This is a genomic window from Streptomyces sp. NPDC048636 (assembly GCF_040650655.1).
Lineage (GTDB): Bacteria > Actinomycetota > Actinomycetes > Streptomycetales > Streptomycetaceae > Streptomyces.
Window position 1 is genome coordinate 39,491 of sequence record NZ_JBEZHR010000018.1, and the last position, 23,638, is coordinate 63,128.

General features: G+C 72.1%; 18 protein-coding genes. 14 read left to right on the plus strand and 4 right to left on the minus strand.

What is annotated here, in order from left to right; genetic code table 11:
* Positions 1 to 13: 13 nt before the first annotated feature.
* Complete coding sequence (locus tag AB0C66_RS32260; RefSeq protein ID WP_362446741.1) at positions 14 to 1,450, plus strand: HAMP domain-containing sensor histidine kinase; 1,437 nt, start codon at positions 14 to 16, stop codon at positions 1,448 to 1,450.
* 88 nt (positions 1,451 to 1,538) lie between these two features.
* Here the strand turns inward: AB0C66_RS32260 and AB0C66_RS32265 are convergent, their stop codons facing one another.
* On the minus strand, positions 1,539 to 2,528 hold the full coding sequence (locus AB0C66_RS32265; RefSeq protein WP_362446744.1) for a TAXI family TRAP transporter solute-binding subunit: 990 nt from the start codon (positions 2,526 to 2,528) through the stop codon (positions 1,539 to 1,541).
* A 78-nt stretch (positions 2,529 to 2,606) separates the two neighbouring features.
* Between AB0C66_RS32265 and miaB the strand changes: the two genes are divergently transcribed.
* The 3 genes from miaB (at position 2,607) to AB0C66_RS32280 (ending at position 5,317) form a co-directional block, all read left to right on the plus strand.
* Complete coding sequence (miaB, locus tag AB0C66_RS32270; RefSeq protein ID WP_362446747.1) at positions 2,607 to 4,103, plus strand: tRNA (N6-isopentenyl adenosine(37)-C2)-methylthiotransferase MiaB; 1,497 nt, start codon at positions 2,607 to 2,609, stop codon at positions 4,101 to 4,103.
* 154 nt (positions 4,104 to 4,257) lie between these two features.
* Positions 4,258 to 4,578 (plus strand): hypothetical protein, encoded by a 321-nt coding sequence (locus AB0C66_RS32275; protein WP_362446750.1) that lies wholly within the window; start codon positions 4,258 to 4,260, stop codon positions 4,576 to 4,578.
* Between the two features lie 10 nt (positions 4,579 to 4,588).
* Positions 4,589 to 5,317 carry a class III extradiol dioxygenase subunit B-like domain-containing protein gene (locus tag AB0C66_RS32280; RefSeq protein ID WP_362446753.1) on the plus strand — a complete coding sequence of 243 codons (729 nt, stop codon included), beginning with the start codon at positions 4,589 to 4,591 and terminating at the stop codon, positions 5,315 to 5,317.
* Between the two features lie 112 nt (positions 5,318 to 5,429).
* On the opposite strand, the gene AB0C66_RS32285 is transcribed toward AB0C66_RS32280, so the two are convergent.
* On the minus strand, positions 5,430 to 5,711 hold the full coding sequence (locus AB0C66_RS32285; protein WP_362446756.1) for an antitoxin: 282 nt from the start codon (positions 5,709 to 5,711) through the stop codon (positions 5,430 to 5,432).
* Positions 5,712 to 5,735: 24 nt separating this feature from the next.
* Positions 5,736 to 6,002 carry a hypothetical protein gene (locus AB0C66_RS32290; protein ID WP_362446759.1) on the minus strand — a complete coding sequence of 89 codons (267 nt, stop codon included), beginning with the start codon at positions 6,000 to 6,002 and terminating at the stop codon, positions 5,736 to 5,738.
* A gap of 190 nt (positions 6,003 to 6,192) precedes the next feature.
* On the opposite strand from AB0C66_RS32290, the gene miaA reads away from it, so the two are divergent.
* From miaA to hflX, 6 genes are all read left to right on the plus strand, one after another.
* On the plus strand, positions 6,193 to 7,131 hold the full coding sequence (gene miaA / locus AB0C66_RS32295; RefSeq protein WP_362446762.1) for a tRNA (adenosine(37)-N6)-dimethylallyltransferase MiaA: 939 nt from the start codon (positions 6,193 to 6,195) through the stop codon (positions 7,129 to 7,131).
* Between the two features lie 107 nt (positions 7,132 to 7,238).
* A complete protein-coding gene (locus tag AB0C66_RS32300; RefSeq protein WP_362446765.1) occupies positions 7,239 to 7,721 on the plus strand; it encodes a hypothetical protein in 483 nt (160 codons plus the stop codon).
* Between the two features lie 121 nt (positions 7,722 to 7,842).
* Positions 7,843 to 8,769: a diaminopimelate epimerase gene (gene dapF, locus AB0C66_RS32305; protein ID WP_362446768.1), complete on the plus strand. Its 927-nt coding sequence runs from the start codon at positions 7,843 to 7,845 to the stop codon at positions 8,767 to 8,769.
* Positions 8,770 to 8,905: 136 nt separating this feature from the next.
* The gene (locus tag AB0C66_RS32310; RefSeq protein ID WP_362446770.1) at positions 8,906 to 11,089 is read left to right on the plus strand and encodes an HD domain-containing protein; all 2,184 of its coding nucleotides are present in this window, start codon (positions 8,906 to 8,908) and stop codon (positions 11,087 to 11,089) included.
* Positions 11,090 to 11,365: 276 nt separating this feature from the next.
* Positions 11,366 to 13,030 carry a M1 family metallopeptidase gene (locus AB0C66_RS32315; RefSeq protein WP_362446773.1) on the plus strand — a complete coding sequence of 555 codons (1,665 nt, stop codon included), beginning with the start codon at positions 11,366 to 11,368 and terminating at the stop codon, positions 13,028 to 13,030.
* Between the two features lie 115 nt (positions 13,031 to 13,145).
* Positions 13,146 to 14,645: a GTPase HflX gene (hflX, locus tag AB0C66_RS32320; RefSeq protein ID WP_362446776.1), complete on the plus strand. Its 1,500-nt coding sequence runs from the start codon at positions 13,146 to 13,148 to the stop codon at positions 14,643 to 14,645.
* A 156-nt stretch (positions 14,646 to 14,801) separates the two neighbouring features.
* Here the strand turns inward: hflX and AB0C66_RS32325 are convergent, their stop codons facing one another.
* Positions 14,802 to 15,977, minus strand: coding sequence for a hypothetical protein (locus AB0C66_RS32325; protein WP_362446779.1), 1,176 nt, complete (start codon positions 15,975 to 15,977; stop codon positions 14,802 to 14,804).
* 238 nt (positions 15,978 to 16,215) lie between these two features.
* Between AB0C66_RS32325 and AB0C66_RS32330 the strand changes: the two genes are divergently transcribed.
* From AB0C66_RS32330 to AB0C66_RS32345, 4 genes are all read left to right on the plus strand, one after another.
* Positions 16,216 to 17,994, plus strand: coding sequence for a diaminobutyrate--2-oxoglutarate transaminase family protein (locus tag AB0C66_RS32330; protein WP_362446782.1), 1,779 nt, complete (start codon positions 16,216 to 16,218; stop codon positions 17,992 to 17,994).
* Positions 17,995 to 18,573: 579 nt separating this feature from the next.
* Positions 18,574 to 20,529, plus strand: coding sequence for an IucA/IucC family protein (locus tag AB0C66_RS32335; protein WP_362446785.1), 1,956 nt, complete (start codon positions 18,574 to 18,576; stop codon positions 20,527 to 20,529).
* Between the two features lie 165 nt (positions 20,530 to 20,694).
* Positions 20,695 to 21,396 (plus strand): GNAT family N-acetyltransferase, encoded by a 702-nt coding sequence (locus AB0C66_RS32340; protein WP_362446788.1) that lies wholly within the window; start codon positions 20,695 to 20,697, stop codon positions 21,394 to 21,396.
* 223 nt (positions 21,397 to 21,619) lie between these two features.
* Positions 21,620 to 23,620 (plus strand): ATP-dependent DNA helicase, encoded by a 2,001-nt coding sequence (locus tag AB0C66_RS32345; protein WP_362446791.1) that lies wholly within the window; start codon positions 21,620 to 21,622, stop codon positions 23,618 to 23,620.
* Positions 23,621 to 23,638 lie beyond the last annotated feature (18 nt).

The window sequence follows — 23,638 nt, forward strand, 5'->3', positions numbered from 1 at the left end:
ACGGGAACCCTGGTTGCGCACTCGACTTCTTCCGCTGCTCATCGTCCTGATGGCGGGCGTGCTGCTCGCGCTGGGCTTCCCGCTGGCCGGGAGCCTGGCCGCGCGCGAGCAGCAGCGGGTGGTCGTCGACCGGATCGACGACACCGCGCGGTTCGCCGCACTGGCCCAGTTCGTCACCGCCGGGCCCGCGGGCACGGCCACCCCGGACGGGGACGAGCGCCGGGAGACCCTGCACTCCGAACTCAAGCGCTACCACGACCTCTACGGCATCAGGGCCGGGGTCTTCTACCGCGACCGTGACGCCCCGCCCATGGCCGAGGCGCCCGAGGGCTGGCGGCTGCCCCGGACCGGCGACGGCGCCGAGGCGTTCGACGAGGCCCTCGCCGGGCGCCGCAGCCACGATCCGCACCAGGTGTGGCCCTGGCAGCGGGGGCGGCTCACCGTGGCGTCCCCCGTCGTCCGGGACGGGGACGTGGTGGCCGTGGTCGTCACCGACTCGCCCACCGGACAGATGCGTTCGCGCATCCTGCACGGCTGGCTGCTGATCGGCGCGGGCGAGGTCGCCGCGATGCTGCTGGCGGTGGCCGCGGCCTTCCGGCTCACCGGCTGGGTGCTGCGGCCGGTGCGCGTGCTGGACACCGCCACCCACGACATCGCCACCGGCCGGATGCAGTCCCGGGTCGCGGCCGCCTCGGGACCGCCGGAGCTGCGCCGTCTGGCCCGTTCGTTCAACGAGATGGCGGACAACGTGGAGGAAGTCCTCGAGCAGCAGCGGGCGTTCGTCGCCGACGCCTCCCACCAGCTGCGCAATCCGCTGTCGGCGCTGCTGCTGCGGATCGAGCTGCTGGCGCTGGAACTGCCGCCGGGACACGAGGAGATCGCCTCGGTGCGTACCGAGGGGAAACGGCTCGCCAGCGTCCTCGACGACCTTCTGGACCTCGCCCTGGCCGAGCACTCCGCCGCCGATCTCCGGCTCACCGATATCGCCGAACTGGCCGTCGACCGGGTCGGTGCCTGGCTTCCGGTCGCCGAGCGGGAGGAGGTCGGGCTCGCCTACACCGGCCCCTCGGCGGTCACCGGCTGGGCCGATCCGGTGGCCCTCTCCAGCGCGCTGGACGCCGTGGTGGACAACGCCCTGAAGTTCACGCCCGAGGGCTCCCACGTGGAAGTCTCGGCGCGCACGGAGGGTGACACCCTCGCCATCACCGTGGCCGACGGGGGCCCCGGGCTGACCGAGGACGAGCTGGCCCGGATCGGTGACCGTTTCTGGCGCAGCAGCCGCCATCAGAATGTCTCGGGCTCGGGCCTGGGGCTGTCCATCACCCGTGCCCTGCTGGCCGCGGGCGGCGCCACGATCTCCTACGCCCCCAACGAACCCCGGGGGCTGCGTGTGACCATCACCCTCCCGCGCACCGAGCCCCAGGGCAGGCCGGGCCAGGCGCGGGGCTGAGGCCAGGTCCGGGCCTGAGGCCAGGTCCGGACCAGAGACCAGGTGCGGGCCCGAGGGCTGGGGGAGGCGCTGCCCGGACCCGCGGGAGCTACGGCTTCACCGAGCGGTAGTAGCGCGCCGCGCCCCGGTGCAGAGCCAGCGGATCGGTGAAGACGGCGGTCCGCAGGTCCACCTTCTGGGCGGCGTGCACCTCCGCCCCGATGCGGTCCCTGTTGTCTATCACTGTGCGGGTGACGCCCTCCGCCAGTTCCGGGTCCACCCGGTCGGTGGTGACCAGGAGATTTGGAACCGCGATCGTCTTTACCGGCTCCGGTCGGCGGATGTCCTCGTACGCGTCGGCGGGTACGGTCGCCGCCCGGTAGTAGCGCGTCACCCCGCCCTGGCTGTGCAGTCGGCTGGTGAGGTCACCGAGCTGGACCAGGCGGATCGGGTAGGCGCGGGCCAGGGTGCGCACCGCGGTGGTGGGCAGTCCGCCCGACCAGAAGAAGGCGTCCAGCTTCCCCTGCCGCAGCAGCTTCGGCATGGTGTCGATCCCGGCCCGGACCGGGGTGATGTCCTCGCGGAAGTCGATCCCGGCGGCCTTCAGCAGCGCCCGGGTGATCAGCTGGACGCCCGAGCCGTCGCCACCCACGCCGACCTTCAGATGCCGCAGGTCCCGTGCCGAGCGCACCTTGGAGCCCCGGGGCACGACCAGCTGCATGTAGTCGTCGTAGAGCCGGGCGCAGGCCCGCAGCCGGTCGGCGCCCTCGCCGCGGTAGGCGGCGACGGCGTCGGTGGCGGCGATCGCGAAGGTGGCCCTGCCCTTCGCCAGCCGCTCGACGTTGTCGGGGGAGCCCCGGGACTGCACCATCTTGACGTCCACGTCCGGGAGGTCCCGGGCCAGGTCCTGTTTGAGCATCTGGCCATAGGTGTCGTAGACCCCGGTGGAGACCCCGGTCGCGAAGGTGACCCGCCCGCTGGGCGTGGTTCCGCCGCCGACCGGCAGCAGCCACCACAGCAGCAGCGCGAGCACGACCAGGCCCGCGGCCGCGGACTGGAAGGCACGGCGCCGGTCGAGACGCGGAAGGGTGACGGCCATGACTGCGATCCTGCCAGGCTTGCTCCTGGTAAGGGAGGGGCGGGGGAGGCGGACGACCCCGTACCCTGGTCGATTGAGATGAGTGCGAAGACTTACGAGGTGCGCACCTACGGGTGCCAGATGAACGTCCACGACTCCGAGCGGCTCTCCGGCCTCCTGGAAGGCGCGGGCTTTGTACGCGCGCCCGAGGGCACCGGCGAGGGCGAGGCAGACATCGTCGTCTTCAACACCTGCGCGGTGCGGGAGAACGCCGACAACCGGCTCTACGGCAATCTCGGCAGACTGGCGCCGATCAAGGCGCGGCGGCCGGGTATGCAGATCGCCGTAGGCGGGTGCCTGGCCCAGAAGGACCGCGACACCATCGTGAAGAAGGCGCCCTGGGTGGACGTCGTCTTCGGTACGCACAACATCGGCAGCCTGCCGGTGCTCCTGGAGCGCGCCCGCGTCCAGGAGGAGGCGCAGGTGGAGATCGCCGAGTCGCTGGAAGCCTTCCCCTCGACCCTGCCGACACGGCGGGAGTCCGCGTACGCCGCGTGGGTCTCCATCTCCGTCGGCTGCAACAACACGTGCACCTTCTGTATCGTCCCGGCGCTGCGCGGCAAGGAGAAGGACCGCCGCCCCGGCGACATCCTGGCCGAGGTCGAGGCGCTGGTCGCCGAGGGGGTCACCGAGATCACCCTGCTCGGCCAGAACGTGAACGCGTACGGATCGGACATCGGCGACCGCGAGGCGTTCAGCAAGCTGCTGCGGGCCTGCGGCAAGGTCGAGGGGCTGGAGCGGGTCCGGTTCACCTCCCCGCACCCCCGGGACTTCACGGATGACGTCATCTCCGCCATGGCGGAGACGGAGAACGTGATGCCCCAGCTGCACATGCCGCTCCAGTCCGGCTCGGACACCGTGCTGAAGGCGATGCGCCGCTCGTACCGGCAGGAGCGCTACCTCGGCATCATCGAGAAGGTGCGCGCCGCGATGCCGGACGCCGCCCTCTCGACCGACATCATCGTGGGCTTCCCCGGGGAGACCGACGAGGACTTCGAGCAGACGCTGCACGTGGTGCGCGAGGCGCGATTCGCACAGGCGTTCACTTTCCAGTACTCCAAGCGGCCCGGGACCCCGGCCGCCGAGATGGACGGACAGGTGCCCAAGGCCGTCGTCCAGGAGCGCTACGAGCGGCTGGTCGCCCTCCAGGAGGAGATCTCCTGGGAGGAGAACAAGAAGCAGGTCGGCCGGACGCTGGAGGTGCTGGTCGCCGAGGGTGAGGGCCGTAAGGACGACGCCACCCGGCGGCTGTCCGGCCGTGCCGCCGACAACCGTCTGGTGCACTTCGCCCGGCCCGACGAGCCGGTGCGCCCCGGTGACGTCGTCACGGTCGACATCACCTACGCCGCGCCGCACCACCTGCTCGCCGAGGGCCCGGCCCGCGGGGTGCGGCGCACCCGCGCGGGGGACGCCTGGGAGCGGCGGAACGCGGCGGAGGAGAAGAAGCCCGCGGGTGTCATGCTCGGGCTGCCGACCATCGGCGCCCCGGCCCCGGCTCCGGCGCCCGCACCGGCCGCGGGCTGCGGCTGCGACTGACACGACCGGGGCGGCACGATCAGCGAGACGCCTGCTTGTGCGCGGCGCGTGCTGGTGCGCGACGTACACGTAGGACACGTGTATTGCGTGACGCATACGTATAGAGGCGTACGGAGATAAGGGCCGGGGGACGGCCGGACCGACGGGGGAGAGCGTGACAACGGGGGACGGCCCGATGTGGTGGGGCCTGCTCATGGAGGACTACCTCCAGATCATGGGGCCGGGCGGCAGAAACCACTCGATCACGCCGCTGGGGCATGTCCGGGGCACCCGCGAGGAGGCCCTGGAGGCGCTGCGTGAGCGCGTGCTCCAGTACCAGCCGCGCCATCCGGTCAATCCGCACCGCAAGCTGGTCTACCGGGACGGGGATGTCTTCCTCATGGTCCTGGAGGCCATGACCGGCAACTACTGCTACCGGTTCCGGGTCGCCGAGCTGCTGTGGGACTCGGCACCCCGGCCCGAACCCGCCGGATAGGCTGCCGATCATGCTGATCGCCGCCGCCGTCTGCCCGTGCCCGCCGCTCCTGGTGCCCGAGGTCGCCGCCGGGGCGGCTCCCGAGCTGGAGCCGCTGCGCGCGGCGTGTGCCGAGGCCGTCGGGGTGGTCGCGGCGGCGCGGCCGGAGCGGCTGATCGTGGTCGGGCCCGCCGATCTCGCCGGGCGGGGAACCCATCCGCAGGGGGCGGCCGGATCCTTCCGCGGATTCGGCGTGGATCTTCAGGTACGGCTGGGCGGCCCGGTCGTGCCGGGCTCCGCCGCCGACCAGGAGCGGACGCTGCCGCCGTCCCTCGCGGTCGGCGCCTGGCTGCTGGAGCACGCGGGGTGGGGCGGTACCGCGCCGGTCGAGGGGCTGGGCGTGGGGGAACCTCTCGCGGCCGAGCGGTGTAAAGAAGTCGGAAGGGAGCTCGCGGCGGGGGCGGAGCGGGTCGCGCTGCTGGTGCTGGCCGACGGCAGCGCGTGCCGGACGCTGAAGGCCCCGGGCTATCTCGATGAGCGGGCCGCGGCGTTCGACGCCGCGGTGGCGGAGGCGCTGGGGTCGGCCGATCCCACTGCCCTCGCCGCGCTGGACGAGGAGCTGGCGCAGGAGCTCAGGGCAGCCGGCCGCGCGCCGCTGCACGTGCTTGCGGGGGCGGGTGAGGGGGCGGCGCTGAAGGGGGAGCTGCGGTATGACGAGGCGCCGTACGGCGTGGGGTACTTCGTGGCCGACTGGTCATAGCGCCGGTCCTGGGCCTGATCCGGGTGCGCGCGGCGAGCCGGGCGCGCGCGGGCGCGGCCGCGAGGCATGCTGCTCCGCGGCCGCGCACCGGCGGGGACCGGGCGGGCGGGGGTCAGACCCCTTCGCCGCCGGGGGCCTTGCCCCCGCCCTGGTCGTCGCCGCGGCCTTTTTCCTTCTGCTCTTCGTCCATGTGGGAGAGGCGGTTGAGGGCGTCCCTCGCCTTGCCCGTGCCGGTTTCGATCTTGCCGGTGTACTTGCCCTTGGTCTTGGAGTCGACCGTCTTGGCGGCCTTCTCAAGCCCCCGCTCGATCTTGGCCTCGTGCTGCTGCGCGAAGCTGCCGGCCTTGCCCTTCATGGCACCGGCCTTGGCCTTGAGATTGTCCATCAGGCCCATGGGCCACCTTCCCTCGTCGAATGGCTAGGCGCGGGCGTTCTCGCCGGCCTCGCTGTCCGCCGACTCCTCCGCCGACAGCTGCTTGGGGATCCCGGCACTTTCGCCCGCCACGGTCTCCTCCTCGCTCCGCACCGCCTCCGCCGTGTCCTCGGCGGTGGCCGTCCCTGGCGCGGGCTCCGCCGCCCCGGACGCGGGCTCCGCCGTCACGGGGTCGGCCGTGGTCTCCTCGGGTGGCACTCCCTCGGACGAACGTCCTGCCTCCTTCGACGCACGACGAAACCTGGAAAACACGCCCATATCTACTCCATACCTTACTCGTGTGGGCGAAATCCCGTGCCGCTCGGAGCGTCCCATTGCGCCGCTCGCGGAGACCGGTTTCCCCGATCCGGTCCTAGGAATCTCGCAACAGGCAACGAACCCGGCGGGGTCCCGTCACGTCGCTCATTCGAGGAACTCCTCGGGGGTTTGGGAGACTGGTGCGGTGAATACAGCAGGCCACCCGCCGCGAGTCATCGCCGTCGTCGGCCCCACCGCGGCCGGAAAATCCGATCTGGGCGTCGCCCTCGCCCAGCATCTCGACGGCGAGGTCATCAACGCCGACTCCATGCAGCTCTACCGGGGCATGGACATCGGCACCGCCAAGCTGACGGAGAGCGAGCGGCAGGGCGTACCGCACCGGCTCCTCGACATCTGGGACGTCACCCAGGCGGCCAGCGTCGCCGAATACCAGCGGCTGGCCCGCGCGGAGATGGACCGGCTGCTTGCCGAGGGCCGCACCCCCATCCTGGTCGGCGGCTCCGGCCTGTACGTCCGCGGCGCCATCGACGCGCTCGACTTCCCGGGCACCGACCCCGCCGTCCGGGCCCGGCTCGAGGCCGAGCTCGCGGAGCACGGTCCGGGGGCCCTGCACTCCCGGCTCGCGGCCGCCGATCCCGAGGCCGCGCGGGCGATCCTGCCCAGCAACGGCCGCCGTGTGGTGCGGGCACTGGAGGTCATCGAGATCACCGGCCGCCCCTTCACCGCCAATCTGCCGGGCCATGAGGCCGTCTACGACACCCTCCAGATCGGAGTCGACGTCGAGCGGCCCGAACTGGACGGACGGATCGCCCTGCGGGTGGACCGGATGTGGGAGGCCGGGCTGGTGGCGGAGGTCCGCGGGCTGGAGGAGATCGGACTGCGGGCCGGGCGTACCGCCTCCCGGGCGCTGGGCTACCAGCAGGTGCTGGCCGCGCTCTCGGGGGAGTGCACCGAGGACGAGGCACGGGCCGAGACGGTGCGCGCCACCAAGCGGTTCGCCCGCCGCCAGGACTCCTGGTTCCGCCGTGATCCGCGGGTGCACTGGCTCAGTGGCGCGGCCGAGCGGCGCGGGGAACTTCTGCCGAGCGCCCTCGCGTTGGTTGAACGGGCGGTCACAGCCTGATCACGTGATGGCATCGGGACGCTCCGCTCGTCATTCGGTCACCCGCGGGCATGCCATCATCAAGCTCCGATCGTCCGCGGTGTCTGGAGTTGGGAGGGCGTGTGGCGATGGAGGCCAGCCCTCGCGACGCATCACAGCAATCGCCACTCGGCGATCCGGACCCGCTGACCACGGACGGTCCCGATGACGGATCCCTCCACGAGCCCGGCGCCCCGGTCCTCGACGACCCCGGTGAGCCCGTCTCCGTCTCCGAGGAGTCCTTCAGCGAGCTGCGCCCGCCGCGCAGACTGCGGGTCTGGCAGATCGCGCCCATCGTCGGCCTGGCCATCCTCGGGTCGCTCATGTTCGCCTTCCCGCTCGCCTTCGAGTTCGGCGACGGCGGGGCGGTGGTGGCCATGCTCGGTCTGCTGCTCAGCTGCTGCGCCGCGGGCTGGGGTCTGATGGCGGCCCGCCGGGTGGGCTACACCTGGCCGGGGCTGCCGCCCCGGGGCTCCGGGCGCCGCCCCGACTGGCGCTTCGTCCTGCTCTATGTGGGAATCGTGGCGCTGCTCGCGGCGCTCACGTTCTGGCGGGTGGCCCGCCTCCGCTAGGCGCCCGCCCCGCCTGACCGTCTCCTGGGGCCGACCGCCGACCGCCGACCGCCGACCGCCTCCGCGGCCGCCCGCCGGGCACCGGACGACGCCGCGCGGGGCGCACCCGTAGGATCGAGGGATGAGCACCAGGCCCCGGCTGCCCTTCCTCAAGGGGCACGGCACCGAGAACGACTTCGTCATCGTCCCCGACCTGGACGGGCACCTCGACCTGTCCGCGGCCGCCGTCGCCCGGATCTGCGACCGCCGCGCCGGAGTCGGCGGCGATGGGCTGATCCGCGTCGTGCGGTCCTCGGCGCACCCCGAGGCGCGGGCGATGGCAGACCGGGCCGACTGGTTCATGGACTACCGCAACAGCGACGGCAGCATCGCCGAGATGTGCGGCAACGGCGTGCGTGTCTTCGCCCGCTACCTCCAGCGCGCCGGGCTCGCCGAGGCGGGCGACCTCGCCATCGCCACCCGGGCCGGAGTGCGCCATATCCACATCGCCAAGGCCCCCGCCGACGGCCCGGGGGAGGGCGCCGCGGACGGCGAGGGCGCGATCACTGTCGTGATGGGCAAGGCCCTGCTGCCCGAGCCCGGCCCCGAGGGCGACATCACCGTCTCGGTCGGCGAGCGCAGTTGGCCCGCCCGCCATGTGAACATGGGCAATCCGCACGCCGTCGCGTTCGTCGACGAACTCGACCACGCCGGAAACCTGTTCACCGCTCCGGGCGTGCGCCCCGCCGCCGCGTATCCGCACGGCACCAACGTCGAGTTCGTCGTGGACCGCGGCCCCCGTCATATCGCCATGCGGGTGCATGAGCGCGGCTCCGGCGAGACCCGCTCCTGCGGCACCGGCGCCTGCGCCGTGATGGTGGCCGCCGCCCGCCGCGACGGAGTCGATCCCGCGGTCACCGGACACCCCGTCACCTACACCGTGGACGTGCCCGGAGGCCGCCTTGTGATCAGCGAGCGGCCTGACGGTACGGTGGAGATGACCGGCCCTGCCGTGATCGTGGCCGAGGGGGAGCTCGACGCCGCCTGGCTGGACACGGCCCTCGGCTGACACCTCCCTCGAATGGGTGATCCGTTTCACTCTGGGCGAGAGCCGGTCGGCCGTGCGTGATGGGCTCGATAGCATCAAGCACCGGCCCCGGGGGAGTGCCCACGCCGGTTGACGCTCGACGCCGCCGGAGGTGCCCATGAGCGCAGAGGCCACCGATCACGCCGCTCTCGGCCGCAGGCGCGGCCTCCCCCGCATTGACCTGCGCAATCTCCGCAGGTTCAGCCGGGCGGCCCTGCTGGGGCCAACGGCTCGCGGCCGTCTGCCGGACGCGATCGAGCATGTGGCCAAGGTCCATCGCGCCTATCACCCCGGCGCGGATCTGGACGTTCTGCGCCAGGCGTATGTCCTCGCCGAGTCCTCCCACCGCGGCCAGATGCGTAAAAGCGGTGAGCCGTACATCACACATCCGCTCGCCGTCACACTGATCCTGGCCGAACTGGGCGCCGAGACCACGACCTTGACGGCGTCCCTCCTCCACGACACGGTCGAGGACACCGATGTGACCCTCGATCAGGTGGGTGAACAGTTCGGCGAGGAGGTGCGCTACCTCGTCGACGGGGTCACCAAGTTGGAGAAGGTCGACTACGGCGCGGCGGCCGAGCCCGAGACCTTTCGCAAGATGCTGGTCGCCACCGGCAACGACGTCCGGGTGATGTCCATCAAACTCGCCGACCGGCTGCACAACATGCGCACCCTCGGCGTGATGCGTCCCGAGAAACAGGCCCGGATCGCGAAGGTCACCCGCGATGTGCTGATCCCCCTCGCCGAACGGCTCGGCGTCCAGGCGCTCAAGACCGAACTGGAGGATCTGGTCTTCGCCATCCTCCACCCCGAGGAGTACGCCCGCACCCATGAGCTGCTCCAGACCCAGGCCGGCCGCCCCGATCCGCTGGCCCGCGCCGCGGAGGACGTACGGGGCGTGCTGCACGAGGCGGGTATCGCCGCCGAAGTCCTCGTCCGGCCGCGGCACTTCGTCTCCGTCCACCGGGTCGGGCGCAAGCGCGGCGAACTGACCGGCGCCGACCTCGGGCGGCTGCTGGTCCTCGTCTCCGAGGACGCCGACTGCTACGCGGTCCTCGGGGAGCTGCACACCTGTTTCACCCCGGTCATCTCGGAGTTCAAGGACTTCATCGCCGTACCCAAGTTCAACCTCTACCAGTCGCTCCACACGGCCGTGGCCGGGCGCGGCGGCGATGTGGCCGAAATCCTCATCCGCACCCACCAGATGCACCGGGTGGCGGAGGCCGGGGTGATCGCCCTCGGCAATCCCTACGCCCCCATCGAGACCGCCGACGCGCCTGAGGGCGAGCGGGCCGACCCCACCCGCCCCGGCTGGCTGTCCCGGCTCCTCGAATGGCAGAGCGCCACCCCCGATCCGGACATCTTCTGGACCTCGCTCCGCGATGACCTCGCCCAGGACCGGGAGATCACCGTCTTCCGGTCCGACGGGGGCACGCTCGGTCTGCCCGCGGGCGCCAGCTGTGTGGACGCGGCGTACGCCCAGTACGGCGAGGACGCCCACTCCTGTATCGGCGCCCGGGTCAACGGCCGGATCGCGACGCTCAGTACGGTGCTGCGCGACGGCGACACCCTCCAGCTGCTGATGGCCGCCGACGCCCAGGACGCGGCCTCCCACGGGCCGTCGCCGAAGTGGCTGGATCACGCTCGTACCCCCGCCGCGCGCATCGCCATCAACCGTTGGCTGGCCGCGCACCCGGCCCATCCCGAGCAGCAGACCCAGCAGCCCCGGGACCGGGGCGGGGAGCCGCAGACCGAAGAAGGCCAGGACACGGCCTCCCCGGCGGACCGGGTGGTCACCCCGGCGGGTGGCGCGGGGCGCGGTGAGGCGGGCGTCATCGTCGATCTGCCCGGCGCCACCGTGCGGCTCGCCCGCTGCTGCACCCCGGTGCCGCCGGACGCGGTCACCGGATTCGCGGTGCGCGGGGGAGCCGTCACCGTCCACCGCGAGCGGTGCTCCGGTGTGGGGCGGATGATCGCGGCCGGGCGTAAGACGGTTGGGGTGCGCTGGGCGGACGAGGGCGCCAGCGACGGCAACGGTGACTACCGCGTCACCCTCTTCGCCGAGGCGTTCAGCCGTCCGCATCTGCTCGCCGATCTCACCGAGGCCATCGCCGCCGAGGGCGCCGAGGTGGTCGCCGCGGCCGTTGAGCCGCCCCGTGAGCAGCGGGTCCGGCACACCTACACGCTCCAGCTGTCCGACGCGGGGCGGCTGCCGGCGCTGATGCGGGCGATGCGCAACGTCCCCGGGGTCTACGACGTGACGCGGGAGAGCCGGAGCATGGCGGGCGCCCGCTCCTGACGCTGTGCCCCGAGCGTTCCTGACCCCGGGTCCGGGAGCCCCCGGCGCTCTTGCCCCCGCGCCCCGGCGCCACTGAAACCGCATCACCGCGGTGCTGGGTCAGTGCAGCCCCGGATTCCGAACCTCCGCTTCCGCGGTTCTCAAGCCGCCTCCGTACGGCCACGGCGCCCGATCTCGCGGGGCCGGCCCGGGGCTCCGCGGCTTTCCGCAACTCCTTCGGGTGGATACGGGCCCGGTGGAACTGCGCCCGTGTCGGGGCGCTGATAGCCGTAGGGCATGAGCCATTCCCCGGGGCGGCGTCCCCGGCCCGCGCCCCGGTCCGGGCGCCACAGGACCGCCCTGGCGGCCGTCTCGATGGCCTTCGCCCTGACCGCCGTCGGCCCGTCCTCCGCCGTGGGCCGGATCGGGGCCTCGGCCCCGGGAGCCTCCGGGGGACCACGTGCCCTGGGGATCGGTGACCCGCTCTACCCGAACCTGGGCAACCCCGGGTACGACGTCGCCGCGTACGACATCGCCTTCGACTACCGCCGTGCGGACCGGCCGCTCGGCGCCGTCACCACGATCGCCGCGCGCGCCACGGCCCCGCTGCGCACCGTCAACCTCGACTTCGCCGGGGGCGGTGTGCGCTCCGTCCGGGTCAACGGCGCACCCGCGCGGTTCACCACCGCCCATGAGGACCTGGTGATCACCCCGGCCACACCGATCGGGGCGGGCGAGGGCTTCGAGGTGACCGTCCGGCACACCAGCGATCCGCGCGCGGCGGACAACGGCGGCTGGGTCCGTACCCGCGACGGGCTGGCCATGGCCAACCAGGCCGACGCGGCCCACCGGGTCTTCCCCTGCAACGACCACCCCTCCGACAAGGCCCGCTTCACCTTCCGGGTCACCGCCCCGCGCGAGCTCACGGTCGTGGCGGGCGGTCTGCCGCTGGAGCGGGTGGTCAAGGGGGCGCGCACCACCTGGGCGTACCGCCTCGACCACCCCATGGCCACCGAACTGGCCCAGGTCTCCATCGGACGCTCCGCCGTACTGCGCCGCACCGGGCCGAACGGGCTGCCGGTGCGCGATGTCGTGCCCGCCGCCGACCGGAAGCGGCTGGAGCCCTGGCTGTCGCGCACCCCGGGACAGCTGGCCTGGATGGAGAAGAAGGCCGGGGCGTACCCCTTCGAGACCTACGGTCTGCTGATCGCGGGCGCCAGTACCGGCTTCGAGCTGGAGACACAGACGCTCTCGCTCTTCGAACGCGGTCTGTTCACCGGTCACGGGCTGCCCCGCTGGTACCTCGAGTCGATCATGGTCCATGAACTGGCCCACCAGTGGTTCGGCGACAGTGTCGCCCCGCGCCGCTGGTCCGACCTGTGGCTCAACGAGGGCCACGCCACCTGGTACGAGGCTCTCTACGCGGACGAGCGGGGCAAGGCGAGCCTGGAGCGGCGGATGCGCGAGGCGTACCGGCAGTCCGACGGCTGGCGCGCCGCCGGAGGCCCGCCCGCCGCGCCCGAACCCGCCGAACCCGGCCAGCAGATCGGCATCTTCCGGCCGGTCGTCTACGACGGCAGCGCCCTGGTCCTGTTCGCGCTGCGGCAGCACATCGGGCGCGAGGCGTTCGAACGGCTGGAGCGGCAGTGGGTGCTCCGTCACCGCGATGGCGTCGCCTCCACCACGGACTTCGTCCGCCTCGCCTCCGAGGTGGCTCACCGCGACCTGTCCGGGTTCCTGAACCCCTGGCTGTACGGGACGAAGACACCGCCCATGCCCGGTCACCCCACCTGGAAGGCGGCTCCGAAGAGTGAGCCGGGGACGGACGCGAAGGCGGGGCGGAAGGTGCGGACGGGGCCGGACACGGGACCGGAAGCCCGGGGCGGAGCCCGGGCCGGGGCCAAACCCGGCTGGCTGTCCGTGGGGCGCCACACCCCGCATCCGCCCGTGAAACCCGAGTGACGCTCCGGCCGCCGCGTGGGACCATCGATGAGTCGGCGTCGCGGCCGGCCCCGGGAATCCCGCGGGCCCGTCACGCGTTGACGATAGAGACCTGTCCCACGACGTAAGGATTCCTTTGACCCACTCCTCTTCCCTTCCGCAGGACCGGCAGCGCACCGCCGAGAGCCTTCGGGCCGACGCCCTGATGGAAGAGGACGTCGCCTGGAGTCACGCGATCGACGAGGAGCGTGACGGCGACCAGTACGACCGCTCCGACCGTGCCGCGCTGCGGCGCGTGGGAGGTCTCTCCACCGAGCTCGAGGACGTCACCGAGGTCGAGTACCGGCAGCTGCGCCTGGAGCGCGTGGTGCTGGTCGGCGTCTGGACATCGGGCACGGTCCATGACGCGGAGAACTCCCTGGCCGAGCTGGCGGCGCTCGCGGAGACCGCGGGAGCCCTGGTGCTCGACGGGGTCATCCAGCGCCGGAACAAGCCGGATCCGGCCACCTACATCGGCTCCGGCAAGGCCGAAGAGCTGCGTGACGTCGTGATCGAGTCCGGTGCCGACACCGTCGTCTGTGACGGTGAGCTGAGCCCCGGCCAGCTGATCCACCTCGAGGATGTCGTCAAGGTCAAGGTGGTCGACCGCACCGCCCTCATCCTCGACATCTTCGCCCAGCACGCCAAGTCCCGAGAGGGCAAGGCGCAGGTCTCGCTCGCGCAGATGCAGTACATGCTGCCGAGGCTGCGCGGCTGGGGTCAGTCGCTGTCCCGGCAGATGGGTGGTGGTGGCTCCGGCTCCTCGGGCGGCGGTATGGCCACCCGTGGTCCCGGTGAGACCAAGATCGAGACGGACCGGCGCCGCATCCGCGAGAAGATGGCGAAGATGCGCCGCGAGATCGCCGAGATGAAGACCGGCCGCGACATCAAGCGGCAGGAGCGCCGGCGGAACAAGGTCCCCTCGGTCGCCATCGCCGGATACACCAACGCGGGCAAGTCCTCGCTGCTCAACCGGCTCACCGGGGCGGGCGTCCTGGTGGAGAACGCGCTGTTCGCCACCCTGGACCCGACCGTGCGGCGGGCCGAGACCCCCAGCGGACGGCTCTACACGCTGGCGGACACCGTCGGGTTTGTGCGCCATCTGCCGCACCACCTCGTGGAGGCGTTCCGCTCCACCATGGAGGAGGTCGGCGACGCCGATCTGATCGTGCATGTGGTGGACGGCTCGCATCCGGCGCCGGAGGAGCAGCTGGCCGCCGTGCGCGAGGTGATCCGTGATGTGGGCGCCGTCGAGGTGCCCGAGATCGTGGTGATCAACAAGGCGGACCTGGCGGATCCGCTCGTTCTCCAGCGGCTGCTGCGTCTGGAGCGTCGCGCGATGGCGGTGTCGGCCCGTACCGGGCAGGGCATCGACGAGCTGCTCGCCGTGATCGACGAGGAACTGCCCCGGCCGCAGGTCGAGGTCGAGGCCCTGGTGCCCTACACCGAGGGCAAGCTGGTCTCGCGTACCCACGCCGACGGTGAGGTGATCTCCGAGGAGCACACCCCGGAGGGCACGCTGCTCAAGGCGCGGGTGCATGAGGAGCTGGCGGCCGAGCTGAAGCGGTACGCGCCGACGGCGACCGCGTCGCAGTAGCGTCCGCGTCCGGTCCGCCGCCGCGCGACCTCTGCTACGACGAGGGCCCGCCCCCGGATCTTCCCGGGGACGGGCCCTCGTCCGCGTCGTGCCCAGCGGCCGTGCCGGGTGTGAGCGGGTGTGTGACGGGCGGGCCCGCCACACAGACCTACCGCGTCACTGGCTCGCGAACTTCTTGCTCACCGCGTTGTAGACGCCCTTGGCCTCCGGGCCGAGGTGCGGACCGGCCAGCCAGGTCGCGTTGGACGGGCCTATGGAGGTGTTGGACACCAGCGCGGGCTTGCCGTCGGCGCCATTGGCGACCCAGCCGCCGCCGGACGACCCCGCGGTCATCGTGCAGCCGACGCGGTACATGGTCGGCTGCTTGGCCTCCAGCGACAACCGGCCCGGCTTGTCCGCGCACTGGTTCATCTTCTGGCCGTCGAACGGCGGGGCGGCCGGGTAGCCGGTGGCCGTGATCTCCTTGATGGACTTCACCGCCGGGGCCTTGAAGTCGACCGGCAGCGCGCCTCCGACCGTCTCCTCCAGGGACTTGCCGCCGCTGTTCTCCGGCTTCACATGGATCACCGCGAAGTCGTAGGGAGCGCCCTTGCCGCCGGTCGCGGCGCCGTTGTCGATCCACTGCGAGGACGTCTGCGCCCAGTCGGCCCACCAGACGCCCTTGGGCGCGAGCTCTTCCTTGGTGGCGTTCTTCAGCTCGGCCGCCGACTTGCCCGCATCGTTGTAGGAGGGCACGAACATCAGGTTCTTGTACCAGCCGCCGCCCTTGCCCGCGTGGACGCAGTGGCCCGCGGTCCACACGATGTTGGACTTCCCGGGGTGCGCGGGGTCCTTGACCACGGTCGCGGAGCACACCATCGAACCCTCGGGGCTGTCGAAGAAGACCTTGCCCGCGTAGGGGACGTTGGAGCTGTACGGGTGCCCGACCTCCTTGGCCGTGACCGGCTTCGGATCCGGGTCGGTCACACCCTGGTCGTCGATGTCACCGTCGTCGACCGGCTGGTCGGGCTCCTGGGCGTCCCGCATCCGGTCCGGCTTCCACAGACCCTTGATGATCGGGTTGATGAAGTCACCGGCCTCGCGCAGCCAGTCGTCCTTGTTCCACTTGTTCCAGGCGCCGTTCTTCCAGTCGTCCAGATCGACGCCGAGGTTCTTCAGCTTGTCGTCGAGGTTGTCGGGCAGCTTGATGTCACCCGTGCCCTGCTGGCTCTCCGACGACGAAGGCGCCTTGGACTCGGTCGTGTCGTCCGACGAGTCGCATGCGGTGGCGGTCAGCGCCAGCACGGCGGTGACGGCGGCCACGGCCAGCGCGGGTCGGCGTGTGGATGGCATCGGCGGAACTCCCCCTGAGTGTTCTGAGCTGCTCTAAGTCCTGTGTGGATTTGTCATGCACCGCCCCGGCGACGGGGTGGTCTCCCACTATGCCCGTGCCGCCTACGACGGGTGAAGGCGGGTCCCTGGTTCCCATGCGGCAAGGATCTTCGGTCAACCCGTGATCCCCGGGCGGACCCGTCGTTGGTACGTACGGGGGACTGTCGGAGCGCGTTCAGCAGCAGGAGGACCGTGGGCCATGGCCGTGATCCAGCTCCCGCCGATGCCCCTGCCTGGTGCGGCTGTCGGCGGCGGGAGCGGTGCCCGGAGCATGCTGCGGCGCCAGGCTTCGCGTGAGTCCGCCGCCCGCACCTACGCGCGGGCGCTGCCCATCGTGCCGGTGCGCGCACGGGGGCTGACCATCGAGGGAGCCGACGGCCGCCGCTATCTCGACTGCCTCTCCGGCGCCGGGACATTGGCGCTGGGACACAACCACCCGGTGGTGCTGAAAGCCATCCGGGGCGTCCTGGACTCGGGGGCGCCGCTCCAGGCCCTGGACCTGGCCACTCCGGTCAAGGACAGCTTCACCGAGGAGCTGTTCACCACCCTGCCGCCCGAACTCGCGCGCCACGCACGGGTGCAGTTCTGCGGTCCGGCGGGCACGGACGCGGTCGAGGCCGCGCTCACACTGGTACGGAGCGCCACCGGGCGGGACGGCCTGCTGGCCTTCTCCGGGGCCCCTCACGGGACGACGGCCGAGGCGCTGGCCGTGTCCGGAGGCGCCCCCTCGGTGGGCACGACCCGACTGCCCTTCCCCCATGACTACCGCTGCCCCTTCGGCGTGGGCGGGGCGCGCGGCGCGGAACTCTCGGCGCGCTGGACCGAGACCCTCCTCGACCACCCCGAGAGCGGGGTGGGCACCCCGGCCGGGATGATCCTGGAGCCGGTACAGGGCGAGGGCGGCGTGATCCCCGCTCCGGACGGCTGGCTGCGGCGTATGCGGGACATCACCGCGGCCCGCTCGATCCCGCTGATCGTGGACGAGGTCCAGACCGGCGTCGGGCGCACCGGTGCCTTCTGGGCGGTGCAGCACAGCGGGGTGGTGCCCGATGTGATGGTGCTGTCGAAGGCCATCGGCGGCAGCATGCCACTGGCCGTCATCGTCTACCACGAGCGGCTGGACGCCTGGCGCCCGGGCGCCCATGCGGGCACCTTCCGGGGCAACCAGCCGGCTATGGCGGCGGGGGCGGCGACTCTCGCGTATGTACGGGAGAACCACCTCGCGGAGCGCGCCGCCGCCCTCGGTGACCGCATGCTGCACCGCCTGCGCCAACTCGCCGAGCGCCACGCCCACATCGGCGAGGTACGCGGCCGCGGCCTCATGATCGGCCTCGAACTGGTCGACCCCGAGGCCGCGTGGGCGGATGTCCAGCGGACGCGGGCGCAGCGGCCGGAGCCCGAACGGCCGAGGGTCGGCTTCGCTGAGGTCGGACAGCCGGGAGATGGCCGCCCCGGGGCCGGACGAACAGAGGCCGGACGAACAGGGGCCGGACGGACAGGGGCCGGACGGACAGGGGCCGGACGGACAGGGGCCGGACGGACAGGAGCCGGACGGACAGGAGCCGGACGGACAGGGGCTGGTCCGACGGGCGCATTCGGTGTGGCAGCGCAGCCCCGCGGCGCCGAGTGCCCGCATCCCACGCACTCGGGGGCAGATCTCCCTGACACCGCATATCGGGGGACCGGCGGTCCGGGTCCCCGGCCCCCCGCGCCGATGCTCGCTGCGGCAGTCCAGCAGGAGTGTCTGCACCGCGGCCTGATCGTCGAACTGAGCGGCAGCCACGCCTCCGTCATCCGCCTCCTTCCGCCACTGACCATCACCGATGAACAGGCCGAAGCCGTGCTCGACCGGCTCGCCGACGCCCTTGATGCCGCGATCCGCACCACCCGGGCCCCTGGCCCTGGTCCCGAACGCCCGCCGACCGCACCGCCGTTCATGCAGCGGTTCACACCGCCGTTCGCCGGAGACCACCGGTGACGGGTCCCGCACCCGCAGCACCGCACTCGCAGCACCGCACCCCCACCGCACCAGCGAAGGAGGCAGGCACCGGGCCCACGGACCGACCGACGTGATGCCCGCGCCGCACCCACCATGCCGCACTCCCCCGGGGGAGCCCCCCTTCCTTCTCAGCCGCAACCAGAGGCCGATGCCATGACCGGCCGCAGCGCCCTGGACGGTCGCCCCATCCGGCCCTCCCGCCCCCTCCCACCGGCGCAGCCGTTCACGGCGGGTTCGGTGACCCCAGCGCCCCCGGGCGGCGCACCCGAAGAAGGCCCGCCTTCAGGAGGCCCGCCCTCGGGAGGCCCGTCCTCGGGAGGACTGGCATCAGGAGGGCCACTCTCAGGCGAACTGCTCTCAGGGGGACCGGCCGTGGTGATGCCGCCGGTCGTTCTGCCGTCCACCGTCGCGCGAGCGGCCGGGGAGGGCCCCGCTGTTTCCGCGCCGCCACAGGTGCCAGCGCCACCGAAGCCATCCGCGACACAGCCCAGCGGGGCCCCGGCCGTCACCTCCGTAGTGCCTCCCACGGCCGGGTCACCACCACCAGCGGACCGCCGGATGGCCGCGGCGACCCTGCCGCGCCAGGACCCGGGTGTTCAAGCCCAGCGCAACCAGGCGCCCACGGCCCCGACCCTGATCCCGAGTGCCGCGCCGCCAACCGCCGTGACCCGCGGCAACCAGAGCCCGCCCGCCTCCGGCGGCCTCCCAACGGCGGCTCCCGATCCCCTCGACGACCCCGACCCGCAGGTCGCGGCCGACGCGGCCGGGGTCGAGAACCTGCTGCGCTGCTGGGTCCGGGAGAACCGCGCCCCACGCCCAGACGGCGACACGCTTCGCATCCCCCTCGCCGCGAGCGGAACCGTCCTCCTCGTCCCCGTGCGGTACTGGTCGCCCACCGGCTGGCACCGCTTCGGACCGCCGGTGCTGGAGCACGGTCCTCATGACGCCCCCTCCGTCGGCGCGGTGACCCTCGCGGCGCTGCTCACCCGCGAAGCGGCCTACGGCGCACGGCGTGACGACCCCGACGCGGACGGCACCGAACTGGTCGGCCGTGTCGCGGATTCGGTGCGACGCACCGCCGCGTTCCTCACCCACCGTCGAGCCATGCCCGCCGACCCCGTCGCGAGCACCCCCTTCCTCACCGCCGAACAGTCCCTCGTCCTCGGTCACCCCCTCCATCCCACGCCGAAGAGCCGCGAGGGTCTCTCCGACACCGAATCGTCCGTCTGCTCACCGGAGTCGCATGGCTCCTTCCCCCTTCACTGGATCGCCGTCGACCGGTCCGTGCTGGCGTGCGAGTCGGCCTGGACCGAGCGGGGCCGGACCGTGCCCGCCGAGCGGCTCGCCCTCTCTCTCGCGGGCACCGGCCTCCAACTTCCCGCCGAGACCGTGCCATTGCCGCTCCACCCCTGGCAGGCCCGCGAGGTCAGGCATCGCCCTGCCGTCGGCGCGCTCTTCGAAGCGGGAGTACTCCACGACCTCGGACCGTCGGGCGGCCCCTGGAGCCCCACGTCCTCGGTCCGCACCGTGTACCGGCCCGGTGCGCCCGCGATGCTGAAACTCTCCCTCGGTCTACGGATCACCAACTCCCGTCGTGAGAACCTGCGTAAGGAGCTACGCCGTGGTGTCGAGGTCCACCGGCTGCTCCGCAGCGGACTGGCCGAGCAGTGGCGGGCGGCCTTCCCAGGGTTCCCCGGCTTCGACATCGTCAGGGACCCCGCCTGGCTCGCGGTCGACGGGCCGGACGGGGAACCGCTGACCGGACTCGACGTCGTCGTCCGGCACAACCCGTTCGGGCCGGGCGATGACGCCGTGTGTGTCGCCGGGCTCATCGCGCTCCGCCCCTGGCCGGGACAGCCGGTGATGCGTTCCCGGCTCGCGCATCTCGTCGCCCGGCTCGCCGCCCACACCGGTCGCCCCACGGCGGCCGTCGCCACGGAGTGGTTCCTGCGCTATCTCCACACGGTCGTACGTCCCGTGCTGTGGCTGGACGGAGAGGCCGGGATCGCGCTGGAAGCCCATCAGCAGAACACACTGGTGTTGCTCGACCGCGATGGATGGCCCATCGGCGGTCGCTACCGGGACAACCAGGGCTACTACTTCCGTGAGTCCCGGCACGCCGAACTCCAGCGACGGCTGCCCGGAATCGGCGCCCGCAGCGACACCTTCGTATCCGACGAGATCGCCGACGAGCGGTTCGCCTACTACCTCGGTATCAACAATGTTCTCGGTCTGATCGGGGCGTTCGGGTCTCAGCGGCTCGTCGACGAGCGCGTCCTGCTGGCCGCGTTCCGCCGCTTCCTCGCCGCCGCGGCGGCCGGTCCCGGCCGCATCCGCTCGCCGCTGCCCGCACGGCTACTCGACACAGCCACCCTCCGCTGCAAGGCGAATCTGCACACACGGCTGCACGGCCTGGACGAACTCGTGGGCCCGGTGGACACCCAGTCGGTCTATGTCACCATCGCCAACCCCCTTGTCACAGCGGCAGCCTCCGCTGCCATCCCTTCACCCTGACGACCCCATGCGGCCTGTACCTCCGTGATCAACCCCCTTGCGCCCACACGCTCACCGATACCTGCCACACCGGCCGGCCCCGCGGCCAACGCCCCGCAGCGTCACGCTCCCCGCCGTGCCGGAGAACCACCACGAGCCTGAGACCCATGAGAGGAGAGCGTCGCCGTGCCGCACACCGACTCCACCACGAGCTCCGAGACCGACGACACCATTGACCTGCGGCTGCGCCAGGAAGAGGAGGGCGCCGCACAGCTCAGCGACGAGCGCCTCACCGGGGCGGAGGGCGACGGCCGTCCGGATCTGCTCGACCAGATCTCCGGATGGGGGCCCACCAGCACCCCGGCGGGTGCCTTCCAGCTCGTTCCCGTCCGCATCGGGCGCGATCTCCGTCTGATCGCCCAATGGATGAACGACCCCGCCGTCGCGGCCTTCTGGGAGCTGGACGGTCCCGACGAAGCCACCGCGAGCCACCTGGGTGGCCAGCTCGACGGTGACGGCCGGAGTGTGCCCTGCCTCGGCGTCCTGGACGGGGTGCCGATGAGCTACTGGGAGCTGTACCGCGCCGATCTCGACCCGCTCGCCCGCTACTATCCCGCCCGGCCGCATGACACCGGCATCCATCTCCTCATCGGCCGGGTCAGCGACCGGGGTCAGGGTCTGGGCACCACACTGCTGCGCGCCGCCGCCGATCTCGTCCTCGACCACCGCCCGTCCTGCGCCCGCGTCGTGGCCGAGCCGGATCTGCGCAACATCCCCTCTATCGCGGCATTCCTCGGCGCGGGCTTCCGCTTCTCCGCCGAGGTCGAACTCCCCGATAAGCGGGCGGCCCTGATGCTCCGCGACCGCGCACTGCGCCACCTCCTCTGACCCGTCATCCTCGATCCGCCTTCATATATGCCGAATCCATGATCCGTACCCTCCCCGCGCCGGTAACCATCTGTGATGCGTCGGCTCCGTTGTGCATCTCTGCCTTTGATACACCGCACGCGCCGATCCGGTTCCGCCCCGTCGGGAAGCGCGTCCGGATTCATCGGTCACCGAGCGGATCGAGGAGAGCGATGTCGGTGCCGCCCCGTAGGCTGGCAGCCCTATGACTGAATCGTCCTCGCCTCCCCTCGCCGACCTGCTCCACGCCGCCGTCACCGCCGTCGGCGGCACCGAACGCCCTGGCCAGACCGCTATGGCCGAAGCCGTCGCGGAGGCGATCGACGACAGCTCCCATCTGCTGGTGCAGGCGGGCACCGGGACCGGTAAGTCCCTCGGCTATCTGGTCCCCGCGCTCGCCCAGGGCGAGCGCGTCGTCGTCGCGACGGCGACCCTCGCCCTCCAGCGCCAGCTCGTCGAGCGCGATCTGCCCCGCACCGTCGAGGCGCTGCACCCGCTGCTTCGCAGGCGCCCTGAGTTCGCGATGCTCAAGGGCCGCTCCAACTATCTGTGCCTGCACCGCCTCCACGAGGGCGTACCGCAGGACGACGCCGACGAGGCCGGGCTGTTCGACCCCTTCGAGGCCGCGGCGCCCACCAGCAAGCTGGGCAAGGATCTGATGCGGCTGCGTGACTGGGCCGATGACACCGAGACCGGCGACCGCGACGACCTCACCCCCGGCGTCTCCGACCGCGCCTGGTCCCAGGTCTCGGTGACCTCCCGGGAGTGCCTCGGCGCCTCCAAGTGCGCCTACGGAGCTGAGTGCTTCGCCGAAGCGGCTCGTGAGCGCGCCAAGCTGGCCGAGGTCGTCGTCACCAATCACGCCCTTCTCGCCATCGACGCCATCGAGGGCGCCCCCGTGCTGCCCGGCCATGAGGTGTTGATCGTCGACGAGGCCCATGAGCTGGTCTCGCGCGTCACCGGTGTCGCGAGCGGCGAGCTCACCCCGGGCCAGGTCAACCGCGCGGTGCGGCGCGCCGCCAAGCTGGTCAACGAGAAGGCGGCGGATGCCCTCCAGACCGCCGCCGAGACCTTCGAGCGGCTCATGGAGCTTGCCCTGCCCGGCCGCCTCGAGACGATCCCCGAGGATCTCGGCTACGCGCTGATGGCGCTCCGTGACGCGTCGCGCACGGTCATCTCCGGGCTCGGCACCACACGTGACTCCTCCGTCCAGGACGAGGACGCCGTGCGGAAGCAGGCCCTCGGCGCCGTGGAGAGCATCCTCCAGGTGGCCGAGCGGATCGTGGAGGGTTCCGAGTTCGACGTGGTCTGGTACGAGCGTCACGACCGCTTCGGTGCCTCGCTGCGCGTCGCCCCACTGTCGGTCTCCGGGCTGCTCCGGGAGAAGCTGTTCGAGGACCGCTCGGTGGTCCTCACCTCCGCCACCCTCAAGCTCGGCGGAGACTTCAACGGAGTGGCCGCTTCCTTGGGCCTCAATCCCGACAGTCCCCAGGACCCGGAGGGCGAGGGGGACACCGCCCCGCGCTGGCAGGGTCTCGACGTCGGCTCGCCGTTCGACTACTCCAAGCAGGGGATCCTCTACGTCGCCAAGCATCTGGCGCAGCCCGGCCGCGAAGGCAGCCGCTCCGACATGCTCGACGAGCTCACCGAGCTGGTCGAGGCCGCCGGGGGACGCACCCTCGGCCTGTTCTCGTCGATGCGGGGCGCGCAGGCGGCCGCGGAGGCGCTGCGGGGCCGTCTGGACGTGCCCATCCTGCTCCAGGGCGAGGAGACCCTCGGCGAGCTGATCCGCACCTTCGCCGCCGATCCCAGGACCTGCCTGTTCGGCACGCTCTCCCTCTGGCAGGGCGTCGATGTGCCGGGTCCCAGCTGCCAGTTGGTGGTGATGGACCGGGTCCCCTTCCCCCGTCCGGACGACCCGCTGATGAGCGCCCGCCAGAAGGCGGTGGAGGAGGCCGGGGGCAATGGCTTCATGGCCGTCGCGGCGACCCATGCCGCTCTGCTGATGGCGCAGGGGGCGGGACGGCTGGTCCGGGCCTCCGGGGACCGGGGCATCGTCGCCGTCCTGGACCCCCGGGTCGAGCGGGCGCGCTACGGCTCGTTCCTGCGGAAGTCCATGCCGGACTTCTGGTACACCACCGACCGCAATCAGGTGCGCCGTTCGCTGGCCGCCATCGATGCCGCAGCCAAGGCCGACGGGGCATAGGCCGACGGGCATGGCCCA

Coding starts and splice junctions, on each gene's coding strand:
- AB0C66_RS32265 (WP_362446744.1), bottom strand. CDS start 2,528: ATGGCCGTCACCCTTCCGCGTCTCGACCGGCGCCGTGCCTTCCAGTCC.
- AB0C66_RS32310 (WP_362446770.1), top strand. CDS start 8,906: ATGAGCGCAGAGGCCACCGATCACGCCGCTCTCGGCCGCAGGCGCGGC.
- AB0C66_RS32335 (WP_362446785.1), top strand. CDS start 18,574: ATGGCCGCGGCGACCCTGCCGCGCCAGGACCCGGGTGTTCAAGCCCAG.
- AB0C66_RS32285 (WP_362446756.1), bottom strand. CDS start 5,711: ATGGGCCTGATGGACAATCTCAAGGCCAAGGCCGGTGCCATGAAGGGC.
- AB0C66_RS32325 (WP_362446779.1), bottom strand. CDS start 15,977: ATGCCATCCACACGCCGACCCGCGCTGGCCGTGGCCGCCGTCACCGCC.
- AB0C66_RS32345 (WP_362446791.1), top strand. CDS start 21,620: ATGACTGAATCGTCCTCGCCTCCCCTCGCCGACCTGCTCCACGCCGCC.
- AB0C66_RS32280 (WP_362446753.1), top strand. CDS start 4,589: ATGCTGATCGCCGCCGCCGTCTGCCCGTGCCCGCCGCTCCTGGTGCCC.
- dapF (WP_362446768.1), top strand. CDS start 7,843: ATGAGCACCAGGCCCCGGCTGCCCTTCCTCAAGGGGCACGGCACCGAG.
- AB0C66_RS32330 (WP_362446782.1), top strand. CDS start 16,216: ATGGCCGTGATCCAGCTCCCGCCGATGCCCCTGCCTGGTGCGGCTGTC.
- AB0C66_RS32315 (WP_362446773.1), top strand. CDS start 11,366: ATGAGCCATTCCCCGGGGCGGCGTCCCCGGCCCGCGCCCCGGTCCGGG.
- miaB (WP_362446747.1), top strand. CDS start 2,607: ATGAGTGCGAAGACTTACGAGGTGCGCACCTACGGGTGCCAGATGAAC.
- AB0C66_RS32300 (WP_362446765.1), top strand. CDS start 7,239: ATGGAGGCCAGCCCTCGCGACGCATCACAGCAATCGCCACTCGGCGAT.